The sequence below is a fragment of the Sandarakinorhabdus limnophila DSM 17366 genome, from assembly GCF_945882885.1.
In the GTDB taxonomy this organism is placed as follows: domain Bacteria; phylum Pseudomonadota; class Alphaproteobacteria; order Sphingomonadales; family Sphingomonadaceae; genus Sandarakinorhabdus; species Sandarakinorhabdus limnophila_A.
The window spans coordinates 1-24,284 of the sequence record NZ_CAMCWT010000016.1 but is presented as its reverse complement, the minus strand read 5'-3'; the positions used below and the strand labels follow the sequence as shown (position 1 = coordinate 24,284).

The window sequence follows — 24,284 nt, the reverse complement described above, 5'->3', positions numbered from 1 at the left end:
GCATCCTTCCAATAGTCGGAATGGATGGTGCGCATCTGGCAATTGCCAGAACTTCGGGCGCTCCCTCCCTCCGCCGGGGTCAACCGGATCAGGTTCAGCGGGTTGCGCCTTTGCGCTCTCAGCCGCTAATGCGGCACCCCGGGGAATGAGTCTGGACTAGGCCTGTGTGGTCCAGTTGGCAAGGCCGCGATCGGTGCCGCACAGCCTGTCCCAGAAGCGGAAATAGAGGCCGTAATTGCAGTTGTAGTGGCGGTGATGGGCCTCGTGATGGCTGGCCGAGATGATGTGGCGGCCGAACCAGCCATTGATCCACGAGCGCGGGAACATTTCCCAGCCCATGTGGTTGGTGACGCCCATGATGGTGGCGATCAGCATCACGATGCCCAGCGCGCCGATGTGGATCGGGATGATGAACATCAGCGCGGGGATGAGGATGGCGCCGGAAATGGCTTCCCACGGGTGGAAGCTCATCGCGGCCCAGGCGGTGGGCGGCCGGCTGGCGTGGTGGACGGCGTGGGCGGCCTTGAACAGGCTTGGGCGGTGCATCCAGCGGTGCGCCCAATAGAACCAGCTGTCGTGCAGGAAAAGATAGACGAGGATTGAGACGGGTATCCAGGCGGCCTGCAGGGGGCCATCCACGCTCACCATGATCTGCGTGAGGCCCCAGCCGCGCCAGGCTTCGATGGCAAGGCCGGCGGGGATGGCATAGATGATGGCGGAGATCAGCGACCAGCGGATTTCGGCACTGATCTGGCGCTGGCGCTTGGCCGGATCGGCTGGCCCGGCCTGAACGCCACGCCGCTGTGTGAGCCAGGCAAAGCCGCCCGAAACCGCGAGGTAACGGACGGCGATGATGGCGGCCATCGAGACGACGGCAAGAACGAGGGTCGCGGCGGTGTTCACGCCGGCGGGTGTAGCGCGCGGGCATCAAACCGCCAAGCGGCAGCACGTCGCGGGCGTTGGGGCGGATCAGAAGCTCACGATGCCGAAGATGCGCAGCAGCCAGACGATGACGGCGATGATCACGACGATGTTGATGATCGACTTGATGGTGCCGTCCATCGGGATCTTGTTGTTGACCAGCCAGAGCAGGACGCCAACGACGATGAGAACGATGATGGTCTGAATAAGCATGTGTTGCCTCGCGAACAGTGGATACGAGACAGGATAGGGCTTTGTGCGGGAACTGCGCGTTGTGGCTTCTACGGTTGCACAGCTCGGCCATTGGCATGGGGGTATCTACGCGGGGGGCTGAACCGGGCTTCGGGATCGATCAGCGCGGGAAGGAAATGGTGGAGCAGAGGGGGATCGAACCCCTGACCTCAGCAGTGCGATTGCTGCGCTCTCCCATCTGAGCTACTGCCCCGCACCAAATCCTGATCCCCCGTTCGGGAGGGCCGCCGATATAGCGCGGCGGCGGCACTTTGCAACGGAGAAATCAGTCGAACCCGTGCGCCAGATACTGCTCGGCAATCGCCGCGTGCAGGGCGGCGCCGCGGGCCATGGCGCTTTCATCAAGGTGCATGTGGGTGCTGTGGAGACCGCAGCAGGCGCGCCAGTCCGTGCCCTGTTCGGCCACGCCGAGGAAGAACATCGCGCCCGGCACTTTTTCCAGCACATAGGCGAAATCTTCGGCGCCCATGATGGGATTGGCCAGCGTTTGCCAGGCGTCCTCGCCGAACAGGCGTTTCGTCACCGCTTCGCCCAATGCCACGGCGCGGCCGTCGCAGTTGGTGACCGGGAAGCCGGGGATGATCTCCACCGTGGCACTGGCGCCGTGGGCCGCCGCGATGCCCTGTGCGAGGCGCGGCAGGCCATCGTGGAGTTTCAGGCGCGTGGCCGCCGAGAGCGTGCGCATGGTACCGAACAGCAGCGCGGTTTCGGGGATCACATTGTCGGTGGTGCCGGCGCTGATCTGGCCGATGGTGATGACGGCGGGATCGAACACGCTGATCTGGCGGGTCACGAACGTCTGCAGCGCCAGCGCGATCTCGCAGGCGATGGGGACGGGATCGAGCGCATCGTGCGGCATGGAGGCATGACCGCCGCGGCCGGTGATAACGATGCGGAGCTTGTCGTTGCTGGCCAGAAGCGCGCCAGTGCGGCCACCCACAACGCCCCACGGCGCATTGGGCATAATGTGCAGCGCGAACGCCGCATCAGGGAGCGGATCGATCAGGCCATCATCCAGCATGTAGCGGGCGCCGTGATGGCCTTCCTCGCCGGGCTGGAACATGAACATCACGCTGCCGGCAAGACTCTCGCGCCGTTCGCACAGCATGCGCGCAGCACCGGCCAGCATCGCGACATGGGCATCATGGCCGCAGGCGTGCATGGCGCCAGGAATGGTGCTGGCGAAATTGAGACCGGTTTCCTCTGGCATCGGCAGCGCATCGGTATCACCGCGCAGCAGCACGGTGCGGCCGTTCGCGGGGCCCTTGAGGGTGGCGATGATGCCGGTGGTGGAAGGGCCAGTGCGGAATTCGAGCGGCAGGCCGGCGAGCGCGGCCATGATCTTTTCAGCCGTGCGAGGGTTGTGCAGGCCCAGTTCCGGTTCGGCATGAATGGCGCGGCGCAGCGCGGTCATGCCGGGCAGGGCAGCTTGTGCGGGGTGTGTCCAGTCGATCATCCCGCAAGGCTAGCGCCTTCCCTTGGGCAGCGCCACACGCTAGGCGCAGGTGATGCAGCATGACGCAATCATCCTGGGCGCCGGCGGTGCCGGCCTGTTCTGTGCGCTAACCGCCGGGCAGATGGGCGCGCGGGTGCTGGTGATCGATCACAACCAGGAACCGGGCAAGAAGATCCTGATTTCCGGCGGCGGCCGCTGCAATTTCACCAATATTGGTGCAGTGCCGGATCGGTATCTGAGCGAGAACAAGCACTTCGCCCGCTCCGCGCTGTCGCGTTACACGCCGGCCGATTTCGTCGATCTGGTGCGCCGATACAATATCGCCTTCCACGAAAAGACGCTGGGGCAATTGTTCTGCGATGGTTCGGCGAAACAGATTGTTGCCATGCTGATGGACGAATGCGCCGCTGGCCGTGTGGATTTCGCCTTTGGTGCGGCGATCAGCGATGTGAGCCATGCTGATGGCCGCTTCACCGTCACCACCAGTGCCGGCATTTACAGCTCGCCGAACCTGGTGATCGCCACCGGCGGGCCGGCGATTCCCAAGCTTGGCGCAACGGGCTTTGCCTACCAATTGGGCAAGCAGTTCGGGTTGAAGATCATCCCGCCGCGCCCGGCGCTGGTGCCCTTCACCCTGCCGCAGACAGAGAATCTGTTCCGTGAACTGGCCGGCGTGGCGGCCGAAGTGGTGGCGAAAGCGGGCAAGTCTGCCTTCCGCGAAGCAGCCTTGTTCACGCACAAGGGGCTTTCCGGCCCGGCAATGCTGCAGGTGTCCAGCTACTGGCGGCACGGCGAAGCGATTGCGGTGGATTTCCTGCCCGATGCGCCGACTGATTGGTTGATCAGCGCCAAGCGGCAACGCCCCAAGGCGGGGTTGAAATCCGTGCTGGGCAGCGCTTTGCCGGAGCGGCTGGCCACGGCACTCGCCGACACGCTGGGGCTCGGCGGCGACATGGCCAGCCAGAAGGATGCGGCGCTCACCGCCGCAATGCAGCGCCTCAAGGGATGGGCCTTCCGCCCTGATGGCACCGAAGGCTTTGCCAAGGCCGAAGTGACCGCGGGCGGCATCGACACCGCCGGGCTTTCTTCCCGCAGCATGGCGGCCAATCACATTGAAGGGCTGTTCGCCATCGGAGAGGCCGTAGACGTTACCGGCTGGCTGGGGGGCTATAACTTCCAGTGGGCCTGGGCCAGCGGACACGCCGCCGGGACGGCAATCGCGGAGAGAGTGCATTCATGATGAGCTATGACGAAGTGGTGATGGGCCGCCGTTCCATTCGCGGTTTCAAGCCCGATCCGGTGCCGCTGGAGCTGATCAAGGAAATTCTCACTATGGCGATGCGCTCGCCGTCGTCGATGAACACGCAGCCGTGGAATTTTACCGTGGTCACCGGTGAACCGCTCAATCTCATCCGCGCCGGCAACACCGAACGCAACATGGCCGGCGTCCCGCACAGCCGCGAATTCCGCACCGGCACGGCGTTCGAAGGCGTTCACCGCGAACGCCAGATCGGCGTGGCCAAGCAATTGTTCAGCGCCATGGGCATCGCCCGCGACGACGCGCCGGCCCGGATGGACTGGGTGCTGCGCGGTTTCCGCCAGTTCGACGCGCCGGTGTGCGTGATCATCACCTATGACAAGAAACTGTCGGGCAGCGACGACACGCCATTCGATTGCGGCGCGGTTTCGACCGCGCTGGTCAACGCCGCCTGGTCGCGGGGTCTGGGCGCGGTGATCAACAGCCAGGGCATAATGCAATCGCCGGTGGTGCGCGAACATGCCGGCATTGCCGATGATCAGGTGATCATGAAGGCTATCGCCATCGGCTGGCAGGATGACAGCTTCCCGGCCAACGCGGTGGTTTCGGAACGCAAGAGCGTGGACGAGGCGGCGCGTTTCGTGGGGTTCTGAAGGGGGGAAAGCCAAGCCCCGCATCAAATTCGGGGCGACGCAGGTGGATGGTTAGACTCCATTCGCCTTGAAATGCGCCAGTAGCTTCGCCCACGCGTCTTTGCCGGCTGCGGCGTTGTAGCTGGGGCGGTAATCGGCGAGGAAGCCATGATCGGCGTCAGGGTACAGCACGATGCTGCTCTTGCTGCCCTTCAGCTTGGCCTGCATCGCCTCCACGTCGGCCACTGGGATGCCCTTGTCCAGTGCGCCATAGAGGCCGAGCACCGGGGCCCTCAGATCGTCAACTACGTCCATCGGGAAGCGGCGGTTTTCGGGGCCGGGGTTGCCTTTCAGGCCGCCATACCAGGCACCGCCGGCCTTGAGTTCGGGGAAGCGCGCCGCGGCCATCCAGGTGATGCCGCCGCCCCAGCAGAAGCCGGTGATGGCTATCTTCTTTGGCGAAACGAACTTCTGCGTGCCCAGCCAGTCCAGCGTCGTCTTGGTATCGCCCATCACCTGTTCCAGCCCGGCCTTCGCGACGATGGCGCGTATGGCGGGGAAGTCCTTAAGCGTCGGCAATGTCTTGTCCGGATCGCCGCGGAAGAAATATTCCGGAGCGACAGCGACATAGCCGGCCTTGGCAAAGCGGCGGCAGACATCCTTGATCCATTCGTGCACGCCGAAGATCTCGTTCACCACGATCACGGCTGGGTGTTTGCCCTTGCTGGCCGGGCGGGCGACGAAGGCGGGCAGGCCGCCGGGCAGGGTTTCCCAGCCGGTCACCAGGCCATCGGTGGGCGTGGTGATCGGTTCGGCCTGGGCGGCGATATCGAACACGGCATAGCCGGCAGCGGTCAGCACGGCGCGGCGCGAAAGCGCCAGATCATCGGGTTCGGTGCCTTCGGGACGGGTGAGCGTTGCCATGGTGCGGTTTCTTGCTGATGCTGTCGGGCAGGATAAGCGCTGGCCGGCTCCTTGCAAGCAAGCGGGCCTTGCGGTCGCTCCAAAGAAGATTACATTATGGCAATCTTGGCTGCAAAGGTGCCACCATGCTGATCCCGCTTGTCTCGCTTGTCTTGGCCGCTGCTCCGGCTGCTGTGAGCCAGGGTAAACCCGCCCCTATTGATGCGGCGATGGTGACGCAGCACCGTGGCTGGATTGATGATCAGGCGCGCTGGAATGCCCAGCACATGGCAGCGGCGCGCCGGCTGGAGACCGTTGCGGCCGCGCTGCGCCGGCACGACACCAGCTTCGATCGGCATGGCAGCGAACTGCGTGACCACGAACGCCACATCATTGCCAATGGCCATGGCAACGACGACAAGAGCCGGCATCTGGCGCTGGCCGCCGCCCATGCCAAGGCCGCCGAGAGCCACCGCCGGCTGATGGCCGAAGTTGCCGATCTGGAACGCACCATTGCGGAGAATCTGGCGGCGGACCGTTTTCCGCCGCGCTGATGCGGGCTGGTTTGCCGCCGTTCAGAGCAGGAACATCCCGGCGGCCGATAGCGCCATCAGCAGCAGGGCGCCCCAGCCCAGCCAGCCCTGCGCCCCGCGGGCCCGGAACTTGCCCATCACGTCGGAACGGCTGGCCGGCGCCATGATCGCCAGCATCACCGGCACGGCCACCAGCCCGTTGACCACCGCCGACCAGAATAGCGCCTTGATTGGATCGATGCCGATCAGATCAAGACCAAGCGCGGCGGTGACGGCGAGGAAGATGACGCCATAGAAGCCGCCGGCTTCGCGGGGTTTCAGCTCCAGTCCGGCGCGCCAGCCCATCACTTCGGAAAGCGCATAAGCGGCCGAGCCCGCCAGCACCGGCACCGCCGGCAGGCCGGCGCCGATGATGCCGACCGCAAACAGCGCGAAGGCGAAATCGCCGGCGATGGGCCGCAAGGCAGCAGCAGCATCGGCGGCTGTGGCGATGGTGGTGGTGCCGGCGCCATGCAGCGTGTCGGCGGTGGCAGCGATGATGCACAGCGAAATGATCATGGTCACAAGGAAACCGCCGGCGCTGTCTTTCATCAGGCGGGTCAGTTCGTGCGGCGCGGCGCGCGGGCGTTGCAGTAGCGGGCGGGCATGTTCGAGGTTCATCTCCTCCAGTTCCTGTGCGCTCTGCCAGAAGAAGAGATAGGGGCTGATCGTGGTGCCGAGGATGGCGACGACGGTGGTGGCACTGCCGGCCGGCAGGCTGGGCCACAGCCCGGCCATGGCTGCGCGCCAGTCCACGCCCACCGCCAGCACCACCAGCACATAGGCAAACAGAGAAAGGGTGAGCCATTTCAGGATGCCAACATAGCGGTGATAGGGCACGAAGATCTGCAGCCCCAGCGACAGCACGGCAAATCCTACCATCAGCGGCAGGCGCGGGATGCCGGTGACCAGCCGGGCCGCTTCACCCATGGCGGCGATGTCGGCGGCGATGTTGAAGATATTGGCGCCCAGCAGCATCAACACCACCGCCCACACGGCGGCGCGCGACAGATGGGTGGCCAGATTGGCGGCGAGGCCCTTGCCGGTGACGCGGGCGATTTTAGCGCAGGTGAACTGGAAGGCGGTGAGGAACGGCCAGGCCAGAACCACTGGCCACAACAGCGCAAAGCCATAGGCGGCGCCGGCCTGCGAATAAGTGGCGATGCCGGAAGGATCATCATCGGCGGCGCCTGTCACCAGCCCCGGCCCCAGTGCCGAATGATAGGCCGGCTTCTTCAGCCGGTGGGTCAGGGGTGGGCGCCGCTGGGTGATGGCCGATGCCGGATCAGCCCTTCCTGCATCAGCGTGGCGACGGGGCGGCCATTGATATCGTGCACGATCGCCCGATTGATGCCGCGACCGCCCCCAGCCATGGGGGAATCCTGATCGAACAGGTGCCAATCGTTCATGTCGGGCGTCTGATTGAACCAGATGGCGTGATCGAGGCTAGCCGATTGCAGCGCCGGATTGGCCCAGCTGATGCCGTGCGGGGCAAGGCAGGTATCGAGCAGGGTCATGTCGCTGGCATAGGCGAACAGGCAGCGTTGCAGCACCGGATCGCCGGCCTGTTCGGGCGTGAGTGGCGCGGCCAGCCGCACCCAGTGCCGCTGTTGCGGCGGGCGTTTCTGCGGATTGAAGAAATCATCGTCACTCTCCACCGCGCGCACATCAAGTGGCCGCTCGCGGGTCAGCCAGATGGTGCGCCAGGGTTCGGGCGCGTTTGGTGCGTTGCGGCGGGCCCATACCGGATCGCTTTCCAGTCCGTCGGGGTGCGGCACGTCGGATGGCGGGGTGATGGCGTGTTCCAGGCCGTCTTCCGGCACCTGGAAACTGGCGGCCATGTTGAAGATCGGCCGGCCTTTCTGGATGGCGACGATCCGCCTTGTGGTGAAGCTGGCACCATCGCGATCGCGCTCCACCTTGTAGACGATGGGCAGTTTCGGATCGCCGGGCCGGATGAAATAGCTGTGCAGGCTGTGGCACAGACGGCCTTGTTCCACAGTGCGGCTGGCGGCCATCAGCGCCTGCGCAACCACCTGGCCGCCATAAACTCTGATCCATCCCTCATCGGTGGATTGGCTGCGGAACAGATCGGTTTCGACCTCCTCCAGATTGAGCAGGCCGAGCAGACGGGTAACCGCGCGTTGTGGATCAGGAGTGGGGGCTTCGATGTCCATGCGCTCTCCCTAGCCGATTTCCGCTTGTCCACAACATCCAAGCATAACTCTGCTTGACAGGGCGGCGCACCGTCCATATCAGCGCGGCTCCACAGCGCTTGCGGGTGTAGCTCAGTTGGTTAGAGCGTCGGCCTGTCACGCCGAAGGTCGCGGGTTCGAGCCCCGTCACTCGCGCCACTGTCCCCACCAGGACGTGGCCATCAAAGCCGCTGGCGCCGTGGAAATCCGATCAATTGCCCGATGATCTGAACGGTTGCAGCAGCAGCCGATCGAGCCATTGCGCGCGTGGTGCGCGAGAATCCTTGAGGCCGATCATCATGTTGCTGTGGCCATCACGTGGCTGGGCCGCCAGTGAGCCGAACAGGCGGTCCCACAACGACAGGTTGAAGCCGAAATTGCGGTTCATCTCATCGCCGTGGATGCTGTGATGCACCCGATGCAGATCGGGCGTCACCAGCAGCCAACGCAGCCGCTGCTCCAGTGCAGGCGGCAGGCTGACATTGCCATGATTGAACATGGCGGTGGCGTTCAGGATCACCTCGAACAGCAGCACGGCCAGCGGCGGCGCGCCCAATGCGGCCACCACGGCCAGCTTGATGAGCATCGAGACCATGATTTCGAGCGGGTGAAAGCGCAGCGCCGTGGTGGTGTCGAAGGCTGGATCGGCATGGTGGACCCGATGCATCCGCCAGAACAACGGCACCACGTGGAACAAGCGGTGCTGCCAGTAGATGGCGAGATCGAGCAGGATGATGGCGAGCAGCACCACCAGCCAGTGGGGCAGGGCAATGAAATTGAACAGACCGATGCCGCGCTGTTCCATCTCGCTGGCAAAGCCCACTGCCAGCACCGGGAACAGCAGTCGAACCAGCAGTGTATCGAGACCGACGAGCGCCAGATTGTTGAGGCGGCGTGTCGCGTTGCCAACGGCCGGAGCGCGGCGGGGCGCCAGTTGTTCCCACAGCAGCATCACCGCCAGCACGCCGACAAAGGCAGCCAAGCGGATTGCAGGCTCGTTTTCCAGCATCAGGCGACTTGGGTGCGCAGCGAATCCCAGCGATCGAGTTCATGGGCAATGGAGGCTTCCACCAGTGCTTCCCACAGGGTTTCGGCCAGACCTTCCGGCAAGCCGGCAGCGGCAGCAGCCGCGCTGGCGTTGGCGATCACCTGGGCCTTGCGGGCTTCGTCGCGCACATCGCTGCGGCTGGGCTTGATGCGGGCGGCGGCGTCCATGTAGCCGAAACGGCGGGCGAGCAGCGCCACCAGTTCCTGATCAAGCGCATCCACCCCAGTGCGCACCTCCACCATTGTCTGGCAGCCTTCAGGCGGCAACACGGTCATTTCTGCCTCCAGCGGCCGGTGTTCATCCACAGGAACAAGGGCTTCAGCGGCGCCACCCAGGCGATGCCGGCCACCCCATAGGCCAGGGTTTCCATCCAGCGCGGCAGGCCAATGAGTTGATCGGCCAGCACCGAGACGATGAGGGCGTAGATCGCGATATAGGCGATCAATCCGAACATGCCGACAGGCTTGCGCCAGCTTGGTTCGGGCGGGATGCGATGGGGAGCGAGGTCCATGAGCGGCCCTTAACGCGATTTGCGGCAATCGACCAGACGCTGCGGCGTCGCAATCATGTCCAGCGGCATGTCCCATGGCTCGGCCACGAGCGCCGGCGCAATCTGGCATTCCCATGCCAGCCCGATGGCCAGCACGGGTTGCCGGCGGCGCAGGGCGGCCAGCGCGCGATCATAATAGCCGCGGCCCTGGCCCAGCCGCACGCCGGAGAGGGTGACGGCCAGCAGCGGCACCAGCAGCACATTGGGATGCACCACCGGCGCCGTGGCTGGCGGTTCGGGGATGTTCTGGAAGCCGGGCTTCAGTTCGCTCCATTCGGCTTGGTGAAAGACGATGTCTGGCCCGGCGATGCGCGGGAAGGCGTGCGGGCCGATGCGTTTTTCGATCCACATGGGATTGATCTCGTCACCCACCGCGGCATAGCTGCCGGCCATGTGCACAAGGGTGAGTGCAGGCGCGACAACTTCGGCCAGGTTGCGCTCCAATGCCTCGCGTTCCCCTTTGGGCAGAGCCGCGACAAAGGCCTTGCGGGCAGCGCGATACTGGCGGCGCAGGTCGGTCTTATTCACGCAGTAACACTCTCGGGATAGTGTGGCGGGACCACCATGGGCCGTTGGCCTTGAAGATCCTCTGACGCCAGAACGTCAGGTGGGAACCAGTTGTGGTGAACCAGGGTTCACCCAGTGCCAGCCCCCGATAGGATGATTATCGCCTCAGGGATGCTTGCTCGCTCGTACCGGGCAGTGCCCGCCACCTGTTTATATAGGGTAGAAGGCCCGGAAGCTCAAGCAAAGCCTCGCCATGGGTGGTATTGTTCAGCGCGTTACCGCGCCTCAGGCGCGGGCGAGCTGTTCCATCCGTCCGACGATGCGGGCAAGGCGGGTGATGTCCACCATGGGCGCAGCAGCGATTGGCGGCGCAATGCCGGCGCGGGCATCGGCCAGCTCATCGGCCACCATCAACGCGGTCATTACCAGCAATTGGCCTTCGGGCACGCTGCCCAGCGATCCGGTGATGCGTTCAGCGCGGGCGGCGATTTCGTCACCCAGGCGGGAAATGCGTTCCTCATCGCCGTCGCGGCAGCTGATGCGATAGGTGCGACCGGTGATGGTGAGCAGTGCCTGGCCCATTTTCGTCACTCCTGCCCGATTAGGGTGTCGAGGGCGCGCACAGCTTCGGCGGCGGCGGCTTCGATCCGCTGCAGGCGTGCGCGGTCACCAGCAGCGGTGGCCGCTTCGGCGCTTCGGCGAGCCTCGATCGCGGCCAACGCCGTTTCGAGTCGCACCAACAGGCTCATCAACTCCGAAATCGACCTGCTCCCCAGCCAGCTCAAGGGCTTGCGGCGTGTTTATAAGACGGGATATCAGCCCGGGTCAAGCCGGCTGCGTGCGGCAATCACGGTGAACCGCAACTGGAAGGTTGACGCGTGCGCGAAGGGTAGGCCAAAGCCGCCCGCAACAAACAGTCACCATCGGGAATCGCTCCCGCCCGTACCGGCCACAGCGCCAGTGCGGATGGTTTACAGGAACGGCCTCATGACCGAGCTCGCACGCTGCGCCAATGCCATCCGGGCGCTGGCCATGGATGCGGTGGAAGCTGCCAACAGCGGCCACCCTGGAATGCCGATGGGCATGGCCGATGTCGCGACCGTGCTGTTCGCCAACCATCTGAAGTTCGATCCCAAGGCGCCGCGCTGGCCGGATCGGGATCGTTTTGTGCTGTCGGCCGGCCATGGTTCGATGCTGATCTATGCGCTGTTGCACCTGACCGGCTATGAGAAGCCGTCGCTGGATGACATCAAGCGCTTCCGCCAATGGCATTCCCCATGCGCCGGTCATCCGGAAAACACCGAGCTTCCGGGCGTGGAATGCACCACCGGGCCGTTGGGGCAGGGTTTGGCGATGTCGGTGGGCATGGCGATGGCGGAGCGGCACCTGAATGGCGTGTTCGGCGATGCGCTGGTGGATCACCACACCTGGGTGGTTGCCGGCGATGGCTGCCTGATGGAAGGCATCAGCCAGGAAGCGATTTCGCTGGCCGGCCATTTGAAGCTGGGCCGCCTCAACGTGATCTGGGACGACAACAAGATTTCCATCGATGGCCCGGTGAGCCTGTCGTCCAGTGAAGACATGGCCGGGCGCTTCGCTGCCGCCGGTTGGCATGTCGTGGCCTGCGACGGCCACGATTTCACCAGCATCGATGCGGCGCTGGCCGCGGCCAAGGCCGATCCGCGCCCCAGCTTGATCGCCGCGCGTACCACCATCGGCAAGGGCGCGCCGACCAAGGCCGGCACCAGCGGCAGCCATGGCTCGCCTCTGGGCGCCAAGGAAATCGAAGGCGCCCGCGCCGCGCTGGGCTGGGAATATGGCCCGTTCGAGATCCCGGCTGACATCAAGGCCTGGTGGGAAGGGTTGGGCGCCCGCGGCAAGTCGGCGCGCGCAGCTTGGGAAGCGCGTCTCGCTGCCGACAGCCAAGCCGGCGAGTTCAACCGGCGCATGGCAGGCGAGCTTCCCGCCGCCGATCCGATGCCAGAATATCTGGCCAGCCTGGTGGTGACGCCGCCCAAGGTTGCGACCCGCAAGTCCAGCGAAATGGCGCTTGACGCATTGGTGCCGGCGTTGCCTGAACTGCTGGGAGGTTCGGCGGATTTGACCGGCTCCAACAACACCAAGGCCAAGGTCCAGCCGCTGTTCACGGCGGCTGATTACAGTGGCCGCTATGTTCATTACGGCATTCGCGAATTCGGTATGGCCGCCGCGATGAACGGCATGGCGCTGCACGGCGGCATCATCCCCTATGGCGGCACTTTCCTGGTGTTCACCGACTACATGCGCAACGCCATCCGCCTGGCGGCGATCCAGCAGATCCGCGTGATCCACGTTGGCACGCACGACAGCATCGGCCTGGGCGAGGACGGCCCGACCCACCAGCCGATCGAGCATCTGGCCTCCCTGCGCGCCATGCCTAATCTGGCGGTGTGGCGGCCGGCCGATGCCATCGAGACAGCGGAAGCCTGGTCCTTTGCCCTGAAGGACGAAAAGCGCCCCTCCATCTTGGCGCTGTCGCGGCAGAACTTGCCGCCGCTGCGGGATGACGTCACCGAAAATCGTTCGGCGCGAGGCGCTTATCGCCTGAAGGCTGCCACCGCGCCGCGCCAGGTCGTGCTGGTCGCGACCGGTTCAGAAGTGCATATTGCTGCCGAAGCTGCGGCGCTGCTTGAAGCCGATGGCATTGGCTGCGACGTGGTATCGATGCCGTGCTGGGAAGTGTTTGCGGCGCAGGACGCAGGCTACCGCACCGATGTGCTGCCGGGCGATGCGCTGAAGGTCTCGGTGGAAGCCGGCGTGACCATGGGCTGGGAACGCTGGACGGGCAGCGACGGTCTGAATATCGGCCTTGATCATTTCGGGGCTTCGGCGCCGGCGGAACGGCTCTATGCCGAATATGGTTTGACCGCGCCGGCGATTACTGCGCGCGTCAAGGCCCGGTTGGGCTGAAATTCAAGAAGGATCAATGACATGGCTGTGAAAGTTGCAATCAACGGTTTCGGGCGCATCGGCCGCAACGTGCTGCGCGCCATCATCGAATCCGGCCGCACCGATATCGAAGTGGTGGCGATCAACGATCTGGCGAGCCCTGAGGCCAACGCCCGCCTGCTGGCGCGCGACAGCGTGCATGGCGCCTTTCCCGGCACGGTGAGCGTGGATGATGATGCCATCGTTGTGAACGGCAAGCGCATTGCGGTCACCGCCGAGCGTGACCCGGCCAACCTGCCCCATGCCGCCATGGGCGTGGATATTGCCTTGGAATGCACCGGTTTCTTCACCGATGCCGCCAAGGCCGGTGCCCACATTACGGCCGGTGCCAAGAAGGTGCTGATCTCCGCACCGGGCAAGAATGTTGATCTGACAGTGGTTTACGGCGTGAACCACGACAAACTGACGGCCGATCACAACATCGTTTCCAACGCCTCTTGCACCACCAACTGCCTGGCGCCGGTCGCCATGGTGCTGGACCGCGAGTTCGGCATCGTGAAGGGCCTGATGACGACGGTGCACGCCTATACCAACGATCAGAAAATTCTTGATCAAATTCATGACGATCCGCGCCGCGCCCGTGCTGCGGCACTTTCGATGATCCCCACCACCACCGGTGCCGCCCGCGCGGTGGGTGAGGTGCTGCCGCAGTTGAAGGGCAAGCTCGACGGTTCGGCGATCCGGGTGCCGACGCCGAATGTGTCGGTGGTCGATCTCACCTTCGAATCTGCTCGTCCGACGACGAAAGATGAAGTGAATCAGGCGCTTGCGAAGGCTTCTGCGGGTGAACTGAAGGGCGTGCTCGATTTCACCGTGGAGCCGCTGGTTTCCATCGACTTCAACCACAGCCCGGCTTCGTCTACCGTGGACAGTCTGGAAACCGCCGTGATCGGCGGCAACATGGTGCGTGTGCTGACCTGGTATGACAATGAATGGGGTTTCTCCAACCGCATGGCTGATACCGCTGTGGCCATGGGCAAGTTCCTGTAAGAACAATGGCTTCGTTCTGCACTATCGATGACATGCCGGCGCTTGCCGGCAAGACCGTGCTGGTCCGCGCCGATCTGAACGTGCCGATGGCCGATGGCCATGTGAGTGATGACACCCGCCTGCGCGCTGCGGTGGCGACCATCGCGGCGCTGGCTGACGGCGGCGCCAAGGTGCTGGTGCTGTCGCACTTCGGCCGGCCCAAGGGCCGCGATGAAAAGAACAGCCTGAAGCCGATTGCGCTGGCACTTGCTGCCGTTCTGGGCCGGCCGGTGTCCTTTGTGGCGGATTGCGTTGGCCGGCCGGTGACGGACGCTGTACGGGCGCTGCCGCAGGCAAGCGTCGCGGTATTGGAGAACACGCGCTTCCATGCCGGCGAGGAAGCCAATGATCCGGCGTTCGTCGCCGAACTGGCCGCGGCCGGCGATTTTTACGTGAACGACGCCTTTTCGGCCGCGCACCGCGCCCATGCCAGCACCGAAGGCCTGGCGCATGTGTTGCCGGCCTTTGCGGGGCGGACGATGGAAGCCGAATTGAAGGCGCTGGAAGCCGCGCTCGGCACGCCGAAACGGCCGGTGGCGGCGATCGTGGGCGGCGCCAAAGTGTCGAGCAAGATCGACGTGCTCACACATCTGGTGGAAAAGGTTGATCACCTGATGATCGGCGGCGGCATGGCCAACACCTTCCTGGCGGCGCGCGGCATCGATGTCGGCAAATCGCTGTGCGAGCATGATCTGAAGGAAACCGCGCTCGACATCATGGCGCGGGCGGATGCTGCCGGCTGCACCGTCCACCTGCCGTACGACGTGGTGGTGGCCAAGGAGTTCAAGGCCCACGCCGCCAACCGTGTCGCCAATATCCACGATATCGAGGCCGATGAAATGGTGCTCGATATCGGCCCGGCCGCGGTCGAGGCGCTGGCCGATGCGCTGAAAACCTGCGCCACCGCCCTGTGGAACGGGCCGCTGGGCGCGTTCGAAATTCCGCCCTTCGATGCCGCCACCGTGGCGCTGGCCCGCACGGCGGCAGCGCTCACGCAAGGGGGCACACTGCTCACCGTGGCGGGCGGCGGCGATACCGTGGCGGCGCTGGCGCATGCCGGCGTCACCCAGGATTTCAGTTTCATTTCCACCGCCGGCGGCGCCTTCCTGGAATGGATGGAAGGCAAACCGCTGCCGGGCGTGGTTGCGCTTCAACAGGCTTGAAAAGGGGACGCAGCATGTCGATCACGCCCACCGTCAAGGCGATCCTTGCCAATTACGAGAGCGACAATCCCGGCACCAAGGGCAACATCGCCCGCATGCTGATGCAGGGCCGGCTGGGCGGCACCGGCAAGATGGTGATCCTGCCGGTCGATCAGGGTTTCGAGCATGGCCCGGCGCGCAGCTTTGCGCCCAATCCCGAAGCCTATGATCCGCATTATCATTTCCAGCTGGCAATCGATGCCGGCCTGTCGGCCTATGCCGCGCCGCTGGGCATGCTGGAAGCGGGTGCGGACACGTTCGCCGGCCAGGTCCCGACCATCCTGAAGGTGAACAGCAGCAACAGCTGGGCCACCGGCATCAACCAGGCCGTGACCGGCGGCGTGGACGACGCGCTGCGCCTGGGTTGCGCCGCTATCGGCTTCACCATCTATCCGGGTGCGGACGACGTGTTCGACATGATGGAGGAATTCCGCGAACTGGCCGCCGAAGCCAAGTCGGTTGGCCTCGCCACCGTGCTGTGGAGCTATCCGCGTGGCGGCTTGCTCAGCAAGGACGGCGAACTGGCGCTGGATGTTGGGGCCTATGCGGCCCACATGGCGGCGCTGCTGGGCGCGCATATCATCAAGGTGAAGCTGCCGAGTGCGCATATCGAACAGAAGGATGCGCACAAGGCCTATGAAGGCGGCGACTGGTCCGGCCAGGACAAGCGCGTGGCGCACGTGGTGAAATCCTGCCTCAATGGCCGCCGGCTGGTGGTCTTCTCCGGCGGCGCGACCAAGGGCACCGATGCGGTGTTCTGCGATGCGGTTGCCATCCGTGATGGCGGCGGCAACGGCAGCATCATCGGCCGCAACACCTTCCAGCGCCCGCGCGCCGAAGCGATGGCCATGCTGGACAAGATCGTCGACATTTACCTCGGCAAGGCCTGACCTTGAGCAGCACGGACAACGAACTGGTTCCCCTGCCGGCCGACTTTGCCGACCGCTTCGAACAGGATGAGCGGCCGGCCTGCCAGCTTTATGTCGTCTCGCCGCCGCGCATCGAGATCCCCGCCTTCACTGAAAGCCTGAAGGCCGCGCTCGATGGCGGCCCGGTGGCGGCGTTCCAGCTTCGGCTGAAGGATGTGAGCGATGCCGACGTGCTGCGCGCCTGCGAGGCGTTGCTGCCGGTGTGCAATGTGGCTGACGTGGCCTTCATCCTGAACGACCGTGCCGATCTGGCCAAACAGGCCGCCGCTGACGGCGTCCATCTGGGGCAGGGCGATGGTTCGATTGCGGATGCCCGTGCGCTGCTTGGTCGCGAGGCCCAGATCGGCCGCACCTGCCACGACAGCCGGCACCTGGCGATGGAAGCCGGCGAGCAGGGCGCGGATTATGTGGCGTTCGGGGCGTTTTACGACACCACCACCAAGCCCAGTCATTATCGCCCGCAGCCGGAAATACTGAGCTGGTGGATCACGCTGAGCCAATTGCCCTGCGTCGCCATCGGCGGCATCTTCCCGCACAACGCTGCGCCGCTGGTCGAGGCCGGGGCGGATTTCATCGCCGTGGTACGGGCGGTGTGGGATCACGAGGGCGGGCCGGGGGCGGGGGTTGCCGCTTTCGGGGACGTGCTGGGCTGGTAATCGCGCCCCGCATCCGCTAAGGCGCGCCCCGTTCTCTAATTGCTCTTTCGCATTCCCATTCCCCAATCGCCGCCCGCGCATTCACGCCGGCTGCAAGGATTTCGCCATGGTCGCCCATAGCTCGCTCATCACCGTCATGGAAAAGGCCGCGCGCAAGGCCGCGCCCAAGCTGCGCCGCGATTTCGGAGAAGTGGATGCGCTGCAGGTGTCCCGCAAGGGCCCGGCTGATTTCGTTTCCAATGCCGATCGGGCCGCCGAAGATGCGGTGGTGGAAGTGCTGCGCCATGCGCGCCCCGATTGGGGTCTGCTGCTGGAAGAAGGCGGCGAGATCAAGGGCGAGGATGAACGCTGCCGCTGGATCGTCGATCCGCTGGATGGCACGTCCAACTTCCTCCACGGCATCCCGCATTTCGCCATTTCCATCGCCGCCGAAATCGATGGCGAAGTGACAGCCGGCCTGATCCACCAGCCGCTCACCGGGGAAAGCTATTGGGCGGAAAAGGGCCGTGGCGCCTGGCTGCAGACACAGCGCCTGCGCGTTTCGGGCCGGCGTGATCTGAATGATTGCCTGATCGCCACCGGCATCCCTTATCTGGGCCATGGCGATCGTGCCAAGTTCAACTCGATCCTGAATGCTGTGATGCCGGAAGTGGCCGGTGTGCGCCGTTTCGGTGCGGCCAGCCTTGATATGGCCTGGGTGGCGGCCGGGCGGTTTGATGGCTTCTGGGAAACCGGGCTTTCCTATTGGGACATCGCGGCGGGCATATTGATCATCAAGGAAGCCGGCGGCTTTGTCAGCGATTTCCGGGGCAGTGATGGCATGGTCGGCCGGCGCGAGATCATCGTGGGCAACCAATCCATCCAGTCGCGCCTCCACAAGCTGATCGCGGGCGCGTTGCGGTAGCGCTGGGCGCCAAGGGTTGCCAGTGCCGCGCACCTGACAAAATGTCGCAATTATCGGCTCGAAGAGGTTGCCCTGCCGGGGCAGGACGGCTAATCACGCTACATTGCAACAGCTGTTGGAAACCCCCAGGCCATGTCGGCCATTGCCTCTGAATATCTGCCGGTGCTGCTGTTCTTCGCAGTGGGTATCGCCTTCGCGCTGATCTTCGTCAGTGCGCCCATTGCCGTGTCCGGCCTGATCGGCACGTCCAAGCCGGAAGCGGTGAAATTGTCGGAATATGAAAGCGGTTTCCCCGCTTTCTCCGACGCGCGCACCAAGTTCGATGTGCAATTCTACCTCGTCGCCATCCTGTTTATCGTGTTCGATCTGGAAGCGGCCTTCCTGTTTCCGTGGGCGGTGAGCCTGCATTGGGGCGGCGAAAGTGCCTGGTGGGCAATGATGGAATTCCTCGGCGAACTCGGCATCGGTCTGATTTACGCCTGGAAAGTGGGAGCGTTGGAGTGGGAGTGAACCAGCCCGGCGATGACCTGATGGTCACCAATGGCGGCATTCTGCTGCCGGCCAACAACCGCGATCAATTCCTGGGCGACGTGTCCCAGGAAGTGGCGGACAAGGGCTTCCTTGTCACATCGACCGAAGATCTGTTCCACTGGGCCCGCACCGGCAGCCTGTGGTGGATGACCTTTGGCCTCGCCTGCTGCGCGGTCGAGATGATGCATAGCAGCATGCCGCGTTATGATCTGGAACGGTTCGGGATCGCGCCGCGCGCATCGCCCCGCCAGTCGGACGTGATGATCGTGGCCGGCACGCTGTGCAACAAGATGGCCCCGGCGCTACGCCGTGTGTACGACCAGATGGCCGAGCCTCGCTATGTCATCTCGATGGGCAGCTGCGCCAATGGCGGCGGCTATTACCACTACAGCTATTCGGTGGTGCGCGGCTGCGATCGCATCGTGCCGGTGGATATCTATGTGCCCGGTTGCCCGCCCACGGCCGAGGCTTTGCTTTATGGCATCCTGGCCCTGCAGCGGAAGATCCGCCGCGTGGGCGTGTTTGAACGGTAAGCGACATGGCAATTGTTGCTCCTGAATTGGGCCGGCACAGCTGGCCGGTGATGGCCACCCATGATGCGCTCAGCGCGCGGCTGGGCGAGTTGCTGGGCGGTGCCCTGATCGACGTGATTGAACATGCCGGCGAGACCACGGCGGTGGTGCAGCGCGAGGCGCTGGTGCCGGCGATCACGGCGCTGCGCGATGCGGCTGACCTCAAGTTCAACCAGCTCACCGACATATGTGGCGCCGATTATCCGGACCGGGCTGAACGCTTCGAGATCGTGATCCACTTGTTGTCGATGACGCACAATCTGCGGCTGCGCGTGAAGCTTTCTACCGATGGCCGCGCGCCGGTGCCGTCGCTGACTGGGCTTTATCCCAACGCAGGCTGGTATGAGCGCGAGACCTGGGATTGTTACGGCGTGATGTTCACCGGCAATCCGGACATGCGGCGCATCCTGACGGACTATGGCTTTGAAGGCCATCCGTTCCGCAAGGATTTTCCGCTGACCGGGCATGTCGAATTGCGCTGGTCGGAAGAGCATAAGCGCGTGGTGTATGAGCCGGTGAAACTGGCGCAGGATTTCCGCAGCTTTGATTTCCTCAGCCCCTGGGAAGGCACGGATTATGTGCTGCCGGGCGATGAAAAGGCGACTGGCAAATGAGCAGCCTGGGTTCTGCTGGTGCCGCGTGGACGGCTGACGACACCACCGACGTGCTGCCCGCCAAGGACGGCAACGAAATCCAGAACTACATGATCAATTTCGGGCCGCAGCACCCAGCGGCCCATGGCGTGTTGCGGCTGGTGATGGAGCTGGACGGCGAGATCATTGAGCGCTGCGATCCGCACATCGGCCTGCTGCATCGCGGCACCGAAAAGCTGATCGAGTACAAGACCTATCTGCAGGCGCTGCCCTATATGGACCGCCTCGATTATGTCTCCCCGATGTGCATGGAGCACAGCTATGTGCTGGCCATCGAGAAATTGGCGGGCATCGAGGTGCCTCTGCGCGCGAAATATATCCGCACGATGTTTGCGGAAATCACGCGCATTCTCAATCACATCCTCAACACGACCGCACACGCCATGGACGTGGGCGCGATGACGCCGATCCTGTGGCTGTTCGAAGAGCGCGAAAAGCTGATGGAGTTTTACGAGCGCGTTTCCGGTGCGCGCTTCCACGCGGCCTGGTTCCGCCCTGGCGGCGTGCACCAGGATCTGCCGGCGGGCCTGCTGGACGATGTGCTGGCCTGGTGTGACCATTTTCCCAAGGTACTCGACGAGATGCAGGGCCTGGTGGCCGACAATCGCATCTTCAAGCAGCGCCTTGTCGATATTGGCGTGATTTCCAAGGAAGACGCGATTGCCTGGGGCTTCACGGGCCCGTGCATCCGCGCCAGCGGCGTGGCCTGGGATATCCGCAAGAGCCAGCCGTACGACGCCTATCACCTGATGGATTTCGACGTGCCGGTGTCGAACGATGGCGACTGCTATGCCCGCTTCATGGTGCGCATGCAGGAAATGCGCGAGAGCCTGAAGATCATCAAGCAGTGCGCGAAGGAGATGCCGGCGGGCAGCCACATCACCGACAACCGCAAGGTGGCGCCGCCGTCACGGGGAGAGATGAAGCGCTCGATGGAAGCGCTCATCCACCATTTCAAGCTCTACACCGAAGGCCTGCACGTGCCGGCCGGCGATGCCTATGTGGCGACCGAAAGCCCCAAGGGCGAATTCGGCATCTACATGGTCGCCGATGGCACCAACAAGCCGTGGCGCTGCCACATCCGCGCCACCGGCATGGCCCACCTTCAGGCGATTGATTTCCTGTGCAAGGGCCACATGCTGGCCGACGCGCCGGCGGTGCTGGGCAGCCTGGATATCGTGTTTGGCGAGGTTGACCGGTGAACGAGAAGGGCAAGCTTCTGGCCGTGGCGGCCCTGGGCGCTGCGGTGATCGCAGCCACCGGCTTTGCGGCGGCGCAGCTGTGGGGCGAAGGCGCCGGCATGCCGATCGTGGCGCTTGGCGCGACCTTGTGGACGGCGGCGTTCGTGCGCTGGTCGGCCAGGCGGCGCCACTCATGAATAAGCTTGCCATCGCCAAGGCCATGATCGCGCATTACAACGCGCAGGATGCTGATGCCTATGTGGCGCTGATGAGCGATGATGCGGTGGAAGCCGGCTATCGCGGCGCGGCGCTGCGTGAAGGCAAGGAAGGCGTGCATTCCGGCCTGAAGGCGATGTTCGCCCAGTTCCCCGAAAACCGCGCCGAGATCATCAAGGGTTACGAGCTTGGCCCGTTCGCTGTGCTGCACGAGAAGGTGTGGCGCACGAATGCGGGTGAGCCGTTCGAGGTGATGAGCGTCTATAGTTTCGACGGCGACAAGTGCAGCCGCGTGGAGTTCATCCGGTGAGCGATTTTTCCGATTTCAACTGGACCGCCGAGAACGCCGCCGAAGCGCAGCGCCTGATCGGCCTCTATCCGCCCGGCCGTCAGGCCAGCGCCATCATGCCCTTGTTGTGGCTGGCGCAATATCAGGTGCGCGACGAGACGGGTGTGGCCTGGCTGCCGGTGCCGGTGATCGAGTTTGTCGCAAACCAGATCGGCATGCCCTATATCCGCGCCTATGAGGTCGTCAGCTTCTACACTATGTACAATCTGAAGCCCGTCGGCCGCTTCCACGTGCAGGTGTGTGGCACCACGCCCTGCATGTTGCGCGGTTCGGACGACATCATGAAGGCCTGCAAGGACAAGGGGATGGCCAAGGGCGCCACGACGGCGGATGGCCTGTTCACGCTTACCGAGGTCGAGTGCCTGGGCGCCTGCGCCAATGCGCCGATGGTGCAGATCAACGATCACAACTACGAAGACCTGACCTACGATAGCATGACCGCCATCCTGGACATGCTGGCGCGCGGGGAGGAGCCCAAGGTTGGCAGCCAGATCGGCCGCACCGCTTCGTGCCCCGAAGCTGGTCCAACAACGTTGCAGGAGATGGTGTGATGCTGGCCGACAAGGATCGCATCTTCACCAACCTCTATGGCTTCCAGCCGTGGAACCTTGAGGCGGCGCGCACGCGCGGCGATTGGGCCGATACCAAGGATCTGATGAGCGTTGGCCCCGATGCGCTAATCGACTCGGTGAAGGCCAGCGGCCTGCGCGGGCGCGGCGGCGCTGGGTTCCCGACCGGCATGAAGTGGAGCTTCATGCCCAAGACGCCGAACCCGGACCGGCCGAGCTATCTGGTCATCAACGCCGATGAATCCGAACCCGGCAGCTGCAAGGATCGCGAGATCATTCGCCATGATCCGCACAAGCTGATCGAAGGCGCGCTGATCGCCGGCTTTGCCATGCGCGCGCGTGCGGCCTTCATCTATATCCGCGGCGAATATATCGCCGAAGCCAAGGTGCTGATGACCGCCGTGCAGGAGGCCTATGCCGCCGGCCTGATCGGCAAGAACGCCTGCGGCACCGGTTATGATTTGGATGTCGTCGTCCATCGCGGCGGCGGGGCGTATATCTGCGGCGAAGAAACCGCGATGATCGAAAGCCTGGAAGGCAAGAAGGGCCAGCCGCGCCTGAAGCCGCCGTTCCCGGCCGGCGCTGGCCTTTATGGCAACCCGACAACGGTGAACAATGTCGAATCCATCGCCGTCGTGCCGACCATCCTGCGCCGTGGCCCGGAATGGTTCGCCGCCATCGGCCGGCCCAAGAATGAAGGCACCAAGCTTTTCCAGATCAGTGGCCATGTGAACCGGCCCTGCGTGGTGGAAGAAGCCATGGGCCTGCCGTTCCGTGAACTGATCGACACGCACTGCGGCGGCATCCGCGGCGGGTGGGACAATCTGCTGGCGGTGATCCCTGGTGGTTCTTCGGTGCCGCTGGTGCCGGCGCACCAGATCATGGAAGCGCCGATGGATTTCGACGGCCTGCGCGATCTGAAATCCGGCTTGGGCACCGCAGCGGTGATCGTGATGGACAAGTCCACCGACATCGTGCGCGCCATTGCCCGCCTGTCGTACTTCTACAAGCATGAAAGCTGCGGCCAGTGCACGCCGTGCCGCGAAGGCACCGGCTGGATGTGGCGCGTGATGGAACGGCTGGTGACGGGTGATGCCGAACCGCACGAGATCGACATGCTGCTGGAAGTGACCACGCAGGTTGAAGGCCACACCATCTGCGCGCTGGGTGACGCCGCGGCTTGGCCGATCCAGGGCCTGATCCGGCATTTCCGCCCGGAGATCGAAGCGCGGATTGCGAAGCGCAAGGGCTTCATCCAGGTGCCGAACATGGGGATCGCGGCGGAGTAGCAGCTATTATCCGTCAGGCCTCAGTCGCCACGGGCGTACGCTGCCAGCCATTGTTACTTGCTACCAGTGGCAAGCCGTCTGCGGGGTATTGACTCCTGTCTGTGGCCGTTCGAGCCTTCGCTTGGTGGATCTGGAGGCTCGCTTGATGCATCGCGTTACCATCGTGGCCGTTGCTTTGGCTTTCGCCGGCCTTGCTGTGCCAAGCGCCGCGCAATCGAAGAATTTTGCCGATGATGCTGTGGCGCGGCGCCGGGCCGATGCGGAGTCAGTGAACAAGATGATTGACTGCGCGGTTCGCAGCAGGGCGCAGAATGTGGCTACGTGGGTATTGGCGATTGACGGGCCGACAGAATGGCCAAAGCCGGTTATGAAGGCGCTGCAAGCCTGTCTATCTGTCAACCAGCGCAGCTCCTTGATCCGTATGCAGGCCAGTGTTTCGCGTGGCCTTTTCGGCATGGGCTTCGTGCGCCATCCAGAGCGCCTGCCTGACGTCTTGGTGGTGCCGCCGCTGCCGGTGCCGCCCACCAGCGATTTTGCCATTGTGGCCAGTGTTTCTGCGTGCATCGTGACTGCGAACCCGGCCGCGGCGCGACGGTTTGCCGAGCCGATATCGGGATTGCCCGAAGAACGGGAGGCTTTTGCCGCGATCGACCCCATCGCTTCTGGCTGCATTGCGCCTTGGCCGAACCTGTCGATTAACGGGCCGTTGTTGCGGGCCGGGCCGGGCTGGGCTTTGCCCTGTTCCGGGCGGTTGCAACCCAGTCGTTGCCCACGCCCTGAATTCCTGCCCTTTCCACTGGCCTTTTCGCACCGTTTCCCCTAATCCGAATGGGCATCTGAAGTGCGCCTGAAAGAGCCAAGAAAAGCCCAATGGTATCAACCACTAAACCCCCCGCCGGCGAACCCGACATCCAGCCGATTT

29 protein-coding genes, 2 tRNA genes, 1 pseudogene and 1 riboswitch are annotated in these 24,284 nt (G+C 64.2%); of the genes and pseudogenes, 19 read left to right on the top strand and 13 right to left on the bottom strand.

Features of this window, described 5'->3' with window-relative positions; translation table 11 throughout:
• Window positions 1-48 precede the first annotated feature (48 nt).
• Window positions 49-151: riboswitch (TPP riboswitch) on the bottom strand.
• A 5-nt stretch (window positions 152-156) separates the two neighbouring features.
• From Q7O19_RS05350 to Q7O19_RS05335, 4 genes are all read right to left on the bottom strand, one after another.
• Window positions 157-903, bottom strand: a complete 747-nt coding sequence (locus Q7O19_RS05350; protein ID WP_303809117.1) for a sterol desaturase family protein — start codon at window positions 901-903, stop codon at window positions 157-159.
• A gap of 66 nt (window positions 904-969) precedes the next feature.
• Window positions 970-1,134: a Thivi_2564 family membrane protein gene (locus Q7O19_RS05345; protein ID WP_303794188.1), complete on the bottom strand. Its 165-nt coding sequence runs from the start codon at window positions 1,132-1,134 to the stop codon at window positions 970-972.
• Window positions 1,135-1,290: 156 nt separating this feature from the next.
• Window positions 1,291-1,366 (bottom strand) — tRNA-Ala (locus Q7O19_RS05340).
• 72 nt (window positions 1,367-1,438) lie between these two features.
• A complete protein-coding gene (locus Q7O19_RS05335; RefSeq protein WP_303809115.1) occupies window positions 1,439-2,629 on the bottom strand; it encodes a M20 family metallopeptidase in 1,191 nt (396 codons plus the stop codon).
• 52 nt (window positions 2,630-2,681) lie between these two features.
• Here Q7O19_RS05335 and Q7O19_RS05330 point away from each other — a divergent pair, with 52 nt between their 5' ends.
• Both Q7O19_RS05330 and Q7O19_RS05325 read left to right on the top strand, forming a co-directional pair.
• Window positions 2,682-3,869 (top strand): NAD(P)/FAD-dependent oxidoreductase, encoded by a 1,188-nt coding sequence (locus tag Q7O19_RS05330; protein ID WP_303809114.1) that lies wholly within the window; start codon window positions 2,682-2,684, stop codon window positions 3,867-3,869.
• Window positions 3,869-4,540: a nitroreductase gene (locus Q7O19_RS05325; protein ID WP_303809149.1), complete on the top strand. Its 672-nt coding sequence runs from the start codon at window positions 3,869-3,871 to the stop codon at window positions 4,538-4,540. The genes Q7O19_RS05330 and Q7O19_RS05325 overlap by 1 nt, the downstream gene beginning before the upstream one ends.
• A 51-nt stretch (window positions 4,541-4,591) precedes the next feature.
• Here Q7O19_RS05325 and Q7O19_RS05320 read toward each other — a convergent pair whose 3' ends face one another.
• Window positions 4,592-5,443 carry a dienelactone hydrolase family protein gene (locus tag Q7O19_RS05320; RefSeq protein ID WP_303809112.1) on the bottom strand — a complete coding sequence of 284 codons (852 nt, stop codon included), beginning with the start codon at window positions 5,441-5,443 and terminating at the stop codon, window positions 4,592-4,594.
• Window positions 5,444-5,568: 125 nt separating this feature from the next.
• Between Q7O19_RS05320 and Q7O19_RS05315 the strand changes: the two genes are divergently transcribed.
• Complete coding sequence (locus Q7O19_RS05315) at window positions 5,569-5,976, top strand: hypothetical protein (RefSeq protein WP_303809110.1); 408 nt, start codon at window positions 5,569-5,571, stop codon at window positions 5,974-5,976.
• Window positions 5,977-5,997: 21 nt separating this feature from the next.
• Here Q7O19_RS05315 and Q7O19_RS05310 read toward each other — a convergent pair whose 3' ends face one another.
• A complete protein-coding gene (locus tag Q7O19_RS05310; protein WP_303809108.1) occupies window positions 5,998-7,191 on the bottom strand; it encodes an NRAMP family divalent metal transporter in 1,194 nt (397 codons plus the stop codon).
• Between the two features lie 50 nt (window positions 7,192-7,241).
• Window positions 7,242-8,171 carry an acyl-CoA thioesterase II gene (locus tag Q7O19_RS05305; protein WP_303809107.1) on the bottom strand — a complete coding sequence of 310 codons (930 nt, stop codon included), beginning with the start codon at window positions 8,169-8,171 and terminating at the stop codon, window positions 7,242-7,244.
• Between the two features lie 100 nt (window positions 8,172-8,271).
• Here Q7O19_RS05305 and Q7O19_RS05300 point away from each other — a divergent pair.
• Window positions 8,272-8,348 (top strand) — tRNA-Asp (locus Q7O19_RS05300).
• 52 nt (window positions 8,349-8,400) lie between these two features.
• On the opposite strand, the gene Q7O19_RS05295 is transcribed toward Q7O19_RS05300, so the two are convergent.
• The 6 genes from Q7O19_RS05295 to Q7O19_RS05270 form a co-directional block, all read right to left on the bottom strand.
• Window positions 8,401-9,171: a sterol desaturase family protein gene (locus Q7O19_RS05295; RefSeq protein WP_303809106.1), complete on the bottom strand. Its 771-nt coding sequence runs from the start codon at window positions 9,169-9,171 to the stop codon at window positions 8,401-8,403.
• A gap of 26 nt (window positions 9,172-9,197) precedes the next feature.
• Entirely contained in the window at window positions 9,198-9,512 is a 315-nt protein-coding gene (locus Q7O19_RS05290; protein ID WP_303809105.1) for a chorismate mutase, read from the bottom strand.
• Window positions 9,509-9,748, bottom strand: coding sequence for a DUF2842 domain-containing protein (locus tag Q7O19_RS05285; protein WP_303809104.1), 240 nt, complete (start codon window positions 9,746-9,748; stop codon window positions 9,509-9,511). Before Q7O19_RS05285 ends, Q7O19_RS05290 begins: the two co-directional genes overlap by 4 nt.
• A 9-nt stretch (window positions 9,749-9,757) precedes the next feature.
• Entirely contained in the window at window positions 9,758-10,315 is a 558-nt protein-coding gene (locus tag Q7O19_RS05280; RefSeq protein WP_303809103.1) for a 5-formyltetrahydrofolate cyclo-ligase, read from the bottom strand.
• 264 nt (window positions 10,316-10,579) lie between these two features.
• The gene (locus Q7O19_RS05275; RefSeq protein ID WP_303809102.1) at window positions 10,580-10,876 is read right to left on the bottom strand and encodes a cell division protein ZapA; all 297 of its coding nucleotides are present in this window, start codon (window positions 10,874-10,876) and stop codon (window positions 10,580-10,582) included.
• A 5-nt stretch (window positions 10,877-10,881) separates the two neighbouring features.
• Window positions 10,882-11,043, bottom strand: a complete 162-nt coding sequence (locus Q7O19_RS05270; protein WP_303781355.1) for a hypothetical protein — start codon at window positions 11,041-11,043, stop codon at window positions 10,882-10,884.
• A 238-nt stretch (window positions 11,044-11,281) separates the two neighbouring features.
• On the opposite strand from Q7O19_RS05270, the gene tkt reads away from it, so the two are divergent.
• The 15 genes and pseudogenes from tkt (at window position 11,282) to Q7O19_RS05195 (ending at window position 24,185) form a co-directional block, all read left to right on the top strand.
• The gene (tkt, locus tag Q7O19_RS05265) at window positions 11,282-13,243 is read left to right on the top strand and encodes a transketolase (protein ID WP_303809100.1); all 1,962 of its coding nucleotides are present in this window, start codon (window positions 11,282-11,284) and stop codon (window positions 13,241-13,243) included.
• 21 nt (window positions 13,244-13,264) lie between these two features.
• Window positions 13,265-14,272, top strand: coding sequence for a type I glyceraldehyde-3-phosphate dehydrogenase (gap, locus tag Q7O19_RS05260; RefSeq protein ID WP_303809099.1), 1,008 nt, complete (start codon window positions 13,265-13,267; stop codon window positions 14,270-14,272).
• A 5-nt stretch (window positions 14,273-14,277) separates the two neighbouring features.
• Window positions 14,278-15,474 (top strand): phosphoglycerate kinase, encoded by a 1,197-nt coding sequence (gene pgk / locus Q7O19_RS05255; protein ID WP_303809098.1) that lies wholly within the window; start codon window positions 14,278-14,280, stop codon window positions 15,472-15,474.
• Between the two features lie 14 nt (window positions 15,475-15,488).
• A complete protein-coding gene (locus tag Q7O19_RS05250; RefSeq protein ID WP_303809097.1) occupies window positions 15,489-16,403 on the top strand; it encodes a class I fructose-bisphosphate aldolase in 915 nt (304 codons plus the stop codon).
• Between the two features lie 2 nt (window positions 16,404-16,405).
• Window positions 16,406-17,098, top strand: coding sequence for a thiamine phosphate synthase (gene thiE, locus Q7O19_RS05245; protein ID WP_303809096.1), 693 nt, complete (start codon window positions 16,406-16,408; stop codon window positions 17,096-17,098).
• Window positions 17,099-17,204: 106 nt separating this feature from the next.
• On the top strand, window positions 17,205-18,002 hold the full coding sequence (locus Q7O19_RS05240; protein WP_303809095.1) for an inositol monophosphatase family protein: 798 nt from the start codon (window positions 17,205-17,207) through the stop codon (window positions 18,000-18,002).
• Between the two features lie 132 nt (window positions 18,003-18,134).
• Complete coding sequence (gene ndhC, locus Q7O19_RS05235; protein ID WP_303785199.1) at window positions 18,135-18,512, top strand: NADH-quinone oxidoreductase subunit A; 378 nt, start codon at window positions 18,135-18,137, stop codon at window positions 18,510-18,512.
• Window positions 18,503-19,066: an NADH-quinone oxidoreductase subunit B family protein gene (locus Q7O19_RS05230; RefSeq protein WP_022679128.1), complete on the top strand. Its 564-nt coding sequence runs from the start codon at window positions 18,503-18,505 to the stop codon at window positions 19,064-19,066. The genes ndhC and Q7O19_RS05230 overlap by 10 nt, the downstream gene beginning before the upstream one ends.
• A 26-nt stretch (window positions 19,067-19,092) precedes the next feature.
• Window positions 19,093-19,707 (top strand): annotated as a pseudogene (locus Q7O19_RS05225) (NADH-quinone oxidoreductase subunit C); the annotation flags it as partial.
• 8 nt (window positions 19,708-19,715) lie between these two features.
• Window positions 19,716-20,960 (top strand): NADH-quinone oxidoreductase subunit D, encoded by a 1,245-nt coding sequence (locus Q7O19_RS05220; protein WP_022679126.1) that lies wholly within the window; start codon window positions 19,716-19,718, stop codon window positions 20,958-20,960.
• Window positions 20,957-21,136 (top strand): hypothetical protein, encoded by a 180-nt coding sequence (locus Q7O19_RS05215; RefSeq protein ID WP_022679125.1) that lies wholly within the window; start codon window positions 20,957-20,959, stop codon window positions 21,134-21,136. The genes Q7O19_RS05220 and Q7O19_RS05215 overlap by 4 nt, the downstream gene beginning before the upstream one ends.
• Window positions 21,133-21,465: a nuclear transport factor 2 family protein gene (locus Q7O19_RS05210; protein ID WP_303809094.1), complete on the top strand. Its 333-nt coding sequence runs from the start codon at window positions 21,133-21,135 to the stop codon at window positions 21,463-21,465. The genes Q7O19_RS05215 and Q7O19_RS05210 overlap by 4 nt, the downstream gene beginning before the upstream one ends.
• Complete coding sequence (gene nuoE / locus Q7O19_RS05205; RefSeq protein ID WP_022679123.1) at window positions 21,462-22,055, top strand: NADH-quinone oxidoreductase subunit NuoE; 594 nt, start codon at window positions 21,462-21,464, stop codon at window positions 22,053-22,055. Before Q7O19_RS05210 ends, nuoE begins: the two co-directional genes overlap by 4 nt.
• Entirely contained in the window at window positions 22,055-23,362 is a 1,308-nt protein-coding gene (gene nuoF / locus Q7O19_RS05200; RefSeq protein ID WP_303809089.1) for an NADH-quinone oxidoreductase subunit NuoF, read from the top strand. Before nuoE ends, nuoF begins: the two co-directional genes overlap by 1 nt.
• A gap of 124 nt (window positions 23,363-23,486) precedes the next feature.
• Window positions 23,487-24,185: a hypothetical protein gene (locus Q7O19_RS05195; RefSeq protein ID WP_303809087.1), complete on the top strand. Its 699-nt coding sequence runs from the start codon at window positions 23,487-23,489 to the stop codon at window positions 24,183-24,185.
• Window positions 24,186-24,284 lie beyond the last annotated feature (99 nt).

Bases quoted from the DNA above. Each gene is read 5' to 3' on its own strand.
- Q7O19_RS05330 (WP_303809114.1), top strand. From the start codon at position 2,682: ATGCAGCATGACGCAATCATCCTGGGCGCCGGCGGTGCCGGCCTGTTC.
- Q7O19_RS05315 (WP_303809110.1), top strand. From the start codon at position 5,569: ATGCTGATCCCGCTTGTCTCGCTTGTCTTGGCCGCTGCTCCGGCTGCT.
- Q7O19_RS05270 (WP_303781355.1), bottom strand. From the start codon at position 11,043: ATGAGCCTGTTGGTGCGACTCGAAACGGCGTTGGCCGCGATCGAGGCT.
- Q7O19_RS05335 (WP_303809115.1), bottom strand. From the start codon at position 2,629: ATGATCGACTGGACACACCCCGCACAAGCTGCCCTGCCCGGCATGACC.
- Q7O19_RS05325 (WP_303809149.1), top strand. From the start codon at position 3,869: ATGAGCTATGACGAAGTGGTGATGGGCCGCCGTTCCATTCGCGGTTTC.
- Q7O19_RS05220 (WP_022679126.1), top strand. From the start codon at position 19,716: ATGAGCAGCCTGGGTTCTGCTGGTGCCGCGTGGACGGCTGACGACACC.
- Q7O19_RS05210 (WP_303809094.1), top strand. From the start codon at position 21,133: ATGAATAAGCTTGCCATCGCCAAGGCCATGATCGCGCATTACAACGCG.
- Q7O19_RS05240 (WP_303809095.1), top strand. From the start codon at position 17,205: ATGGTCGCCCATAGCTCGCTCATCACCGTCATGGAAAAGGCCGCGCGC.
- nuoF (WP_303809089.1), top strand. From the start codon at position 22,055: ATGCTGGCCGACAAGGATCGCATCTTCACCAACCTCTATGGCTTCCAG.
- Q7O19_RS05305 (WP_303809107.1), bottom strand. From the start codon at position 8,171: ATGGACATCGAAGCCCCCACTCCTGATCCACAACGCGCGGTTACCCGT.
- Q7O19_RS05275 (WP_303809102.1), bottom strand. From the start codon at position 10,876: ATGGGCCAGGCACTGCTCACCATCACCGGTCGCACCTATCGCATCAGC.
- Q7O19_RS05290 (WP_303809105.1), bottom strand. From the start codon at position 9,512: ATGACCGTGTTGCCGCCTGAAGGCTGCCAGACAATGGTGGAGGTGCGC.
- gap (WP_303809099.1), top strand. From the start codon at position 13,265: ATGGCTGTGAAAGTTGCAATCAACGGTTTCGGGCGCATCGGCCGCAAC.
- ndhC (WP_303785199.1), top strand. From the start codon at position 18,135: ATGTCGGCCATTGCCTCTGAATATCTGCCGGTGCTGCTGTTCTTCGCA.
- Q7O19_RS05345 (WP_303794188.1), bottom strand. From the start codon at position 1,134: ATGCTTATTCAGACCATCATCGTTCTCATCGTCGTTGGCGTCCTGCTC.
- pgk (WP_303809098.1), top strand. From the start codon at position 14,278: ATGGCTTCGTTCTGCACTATCGATGACATGCCGGCGCTTGCCGGCAAG.
- Q7O19_RS05320 (WP_303809112.1), bottom strand. From the start codon at position 5,443: ATGGCAACGCTCACCCGTCCCGAAGGCACCGAACCCGATGATCTGGCG.
- Q7O19_RS05285 (WP_303809104.1), bottom strand. From the start codon at position 9,748: ATGGACCTCGCTCCCCATCGCATCCCGCCCGAACCAAGCTGGCGCAAG.
- tkt (WP_303809100.1), top strand. From the start codon at position 11,282: ATGACCGAGCTCGCACGCTGCGCCAATGCCATCCGGGCGCTGGCCATG.
- Q7O19_RS05250 (WP_303809097.1), top strand. From the start codon at position 15,489: ATGTCGATCACGCCCACCGTCAAGGCGATCCTTGCCAATTACGAGAGC.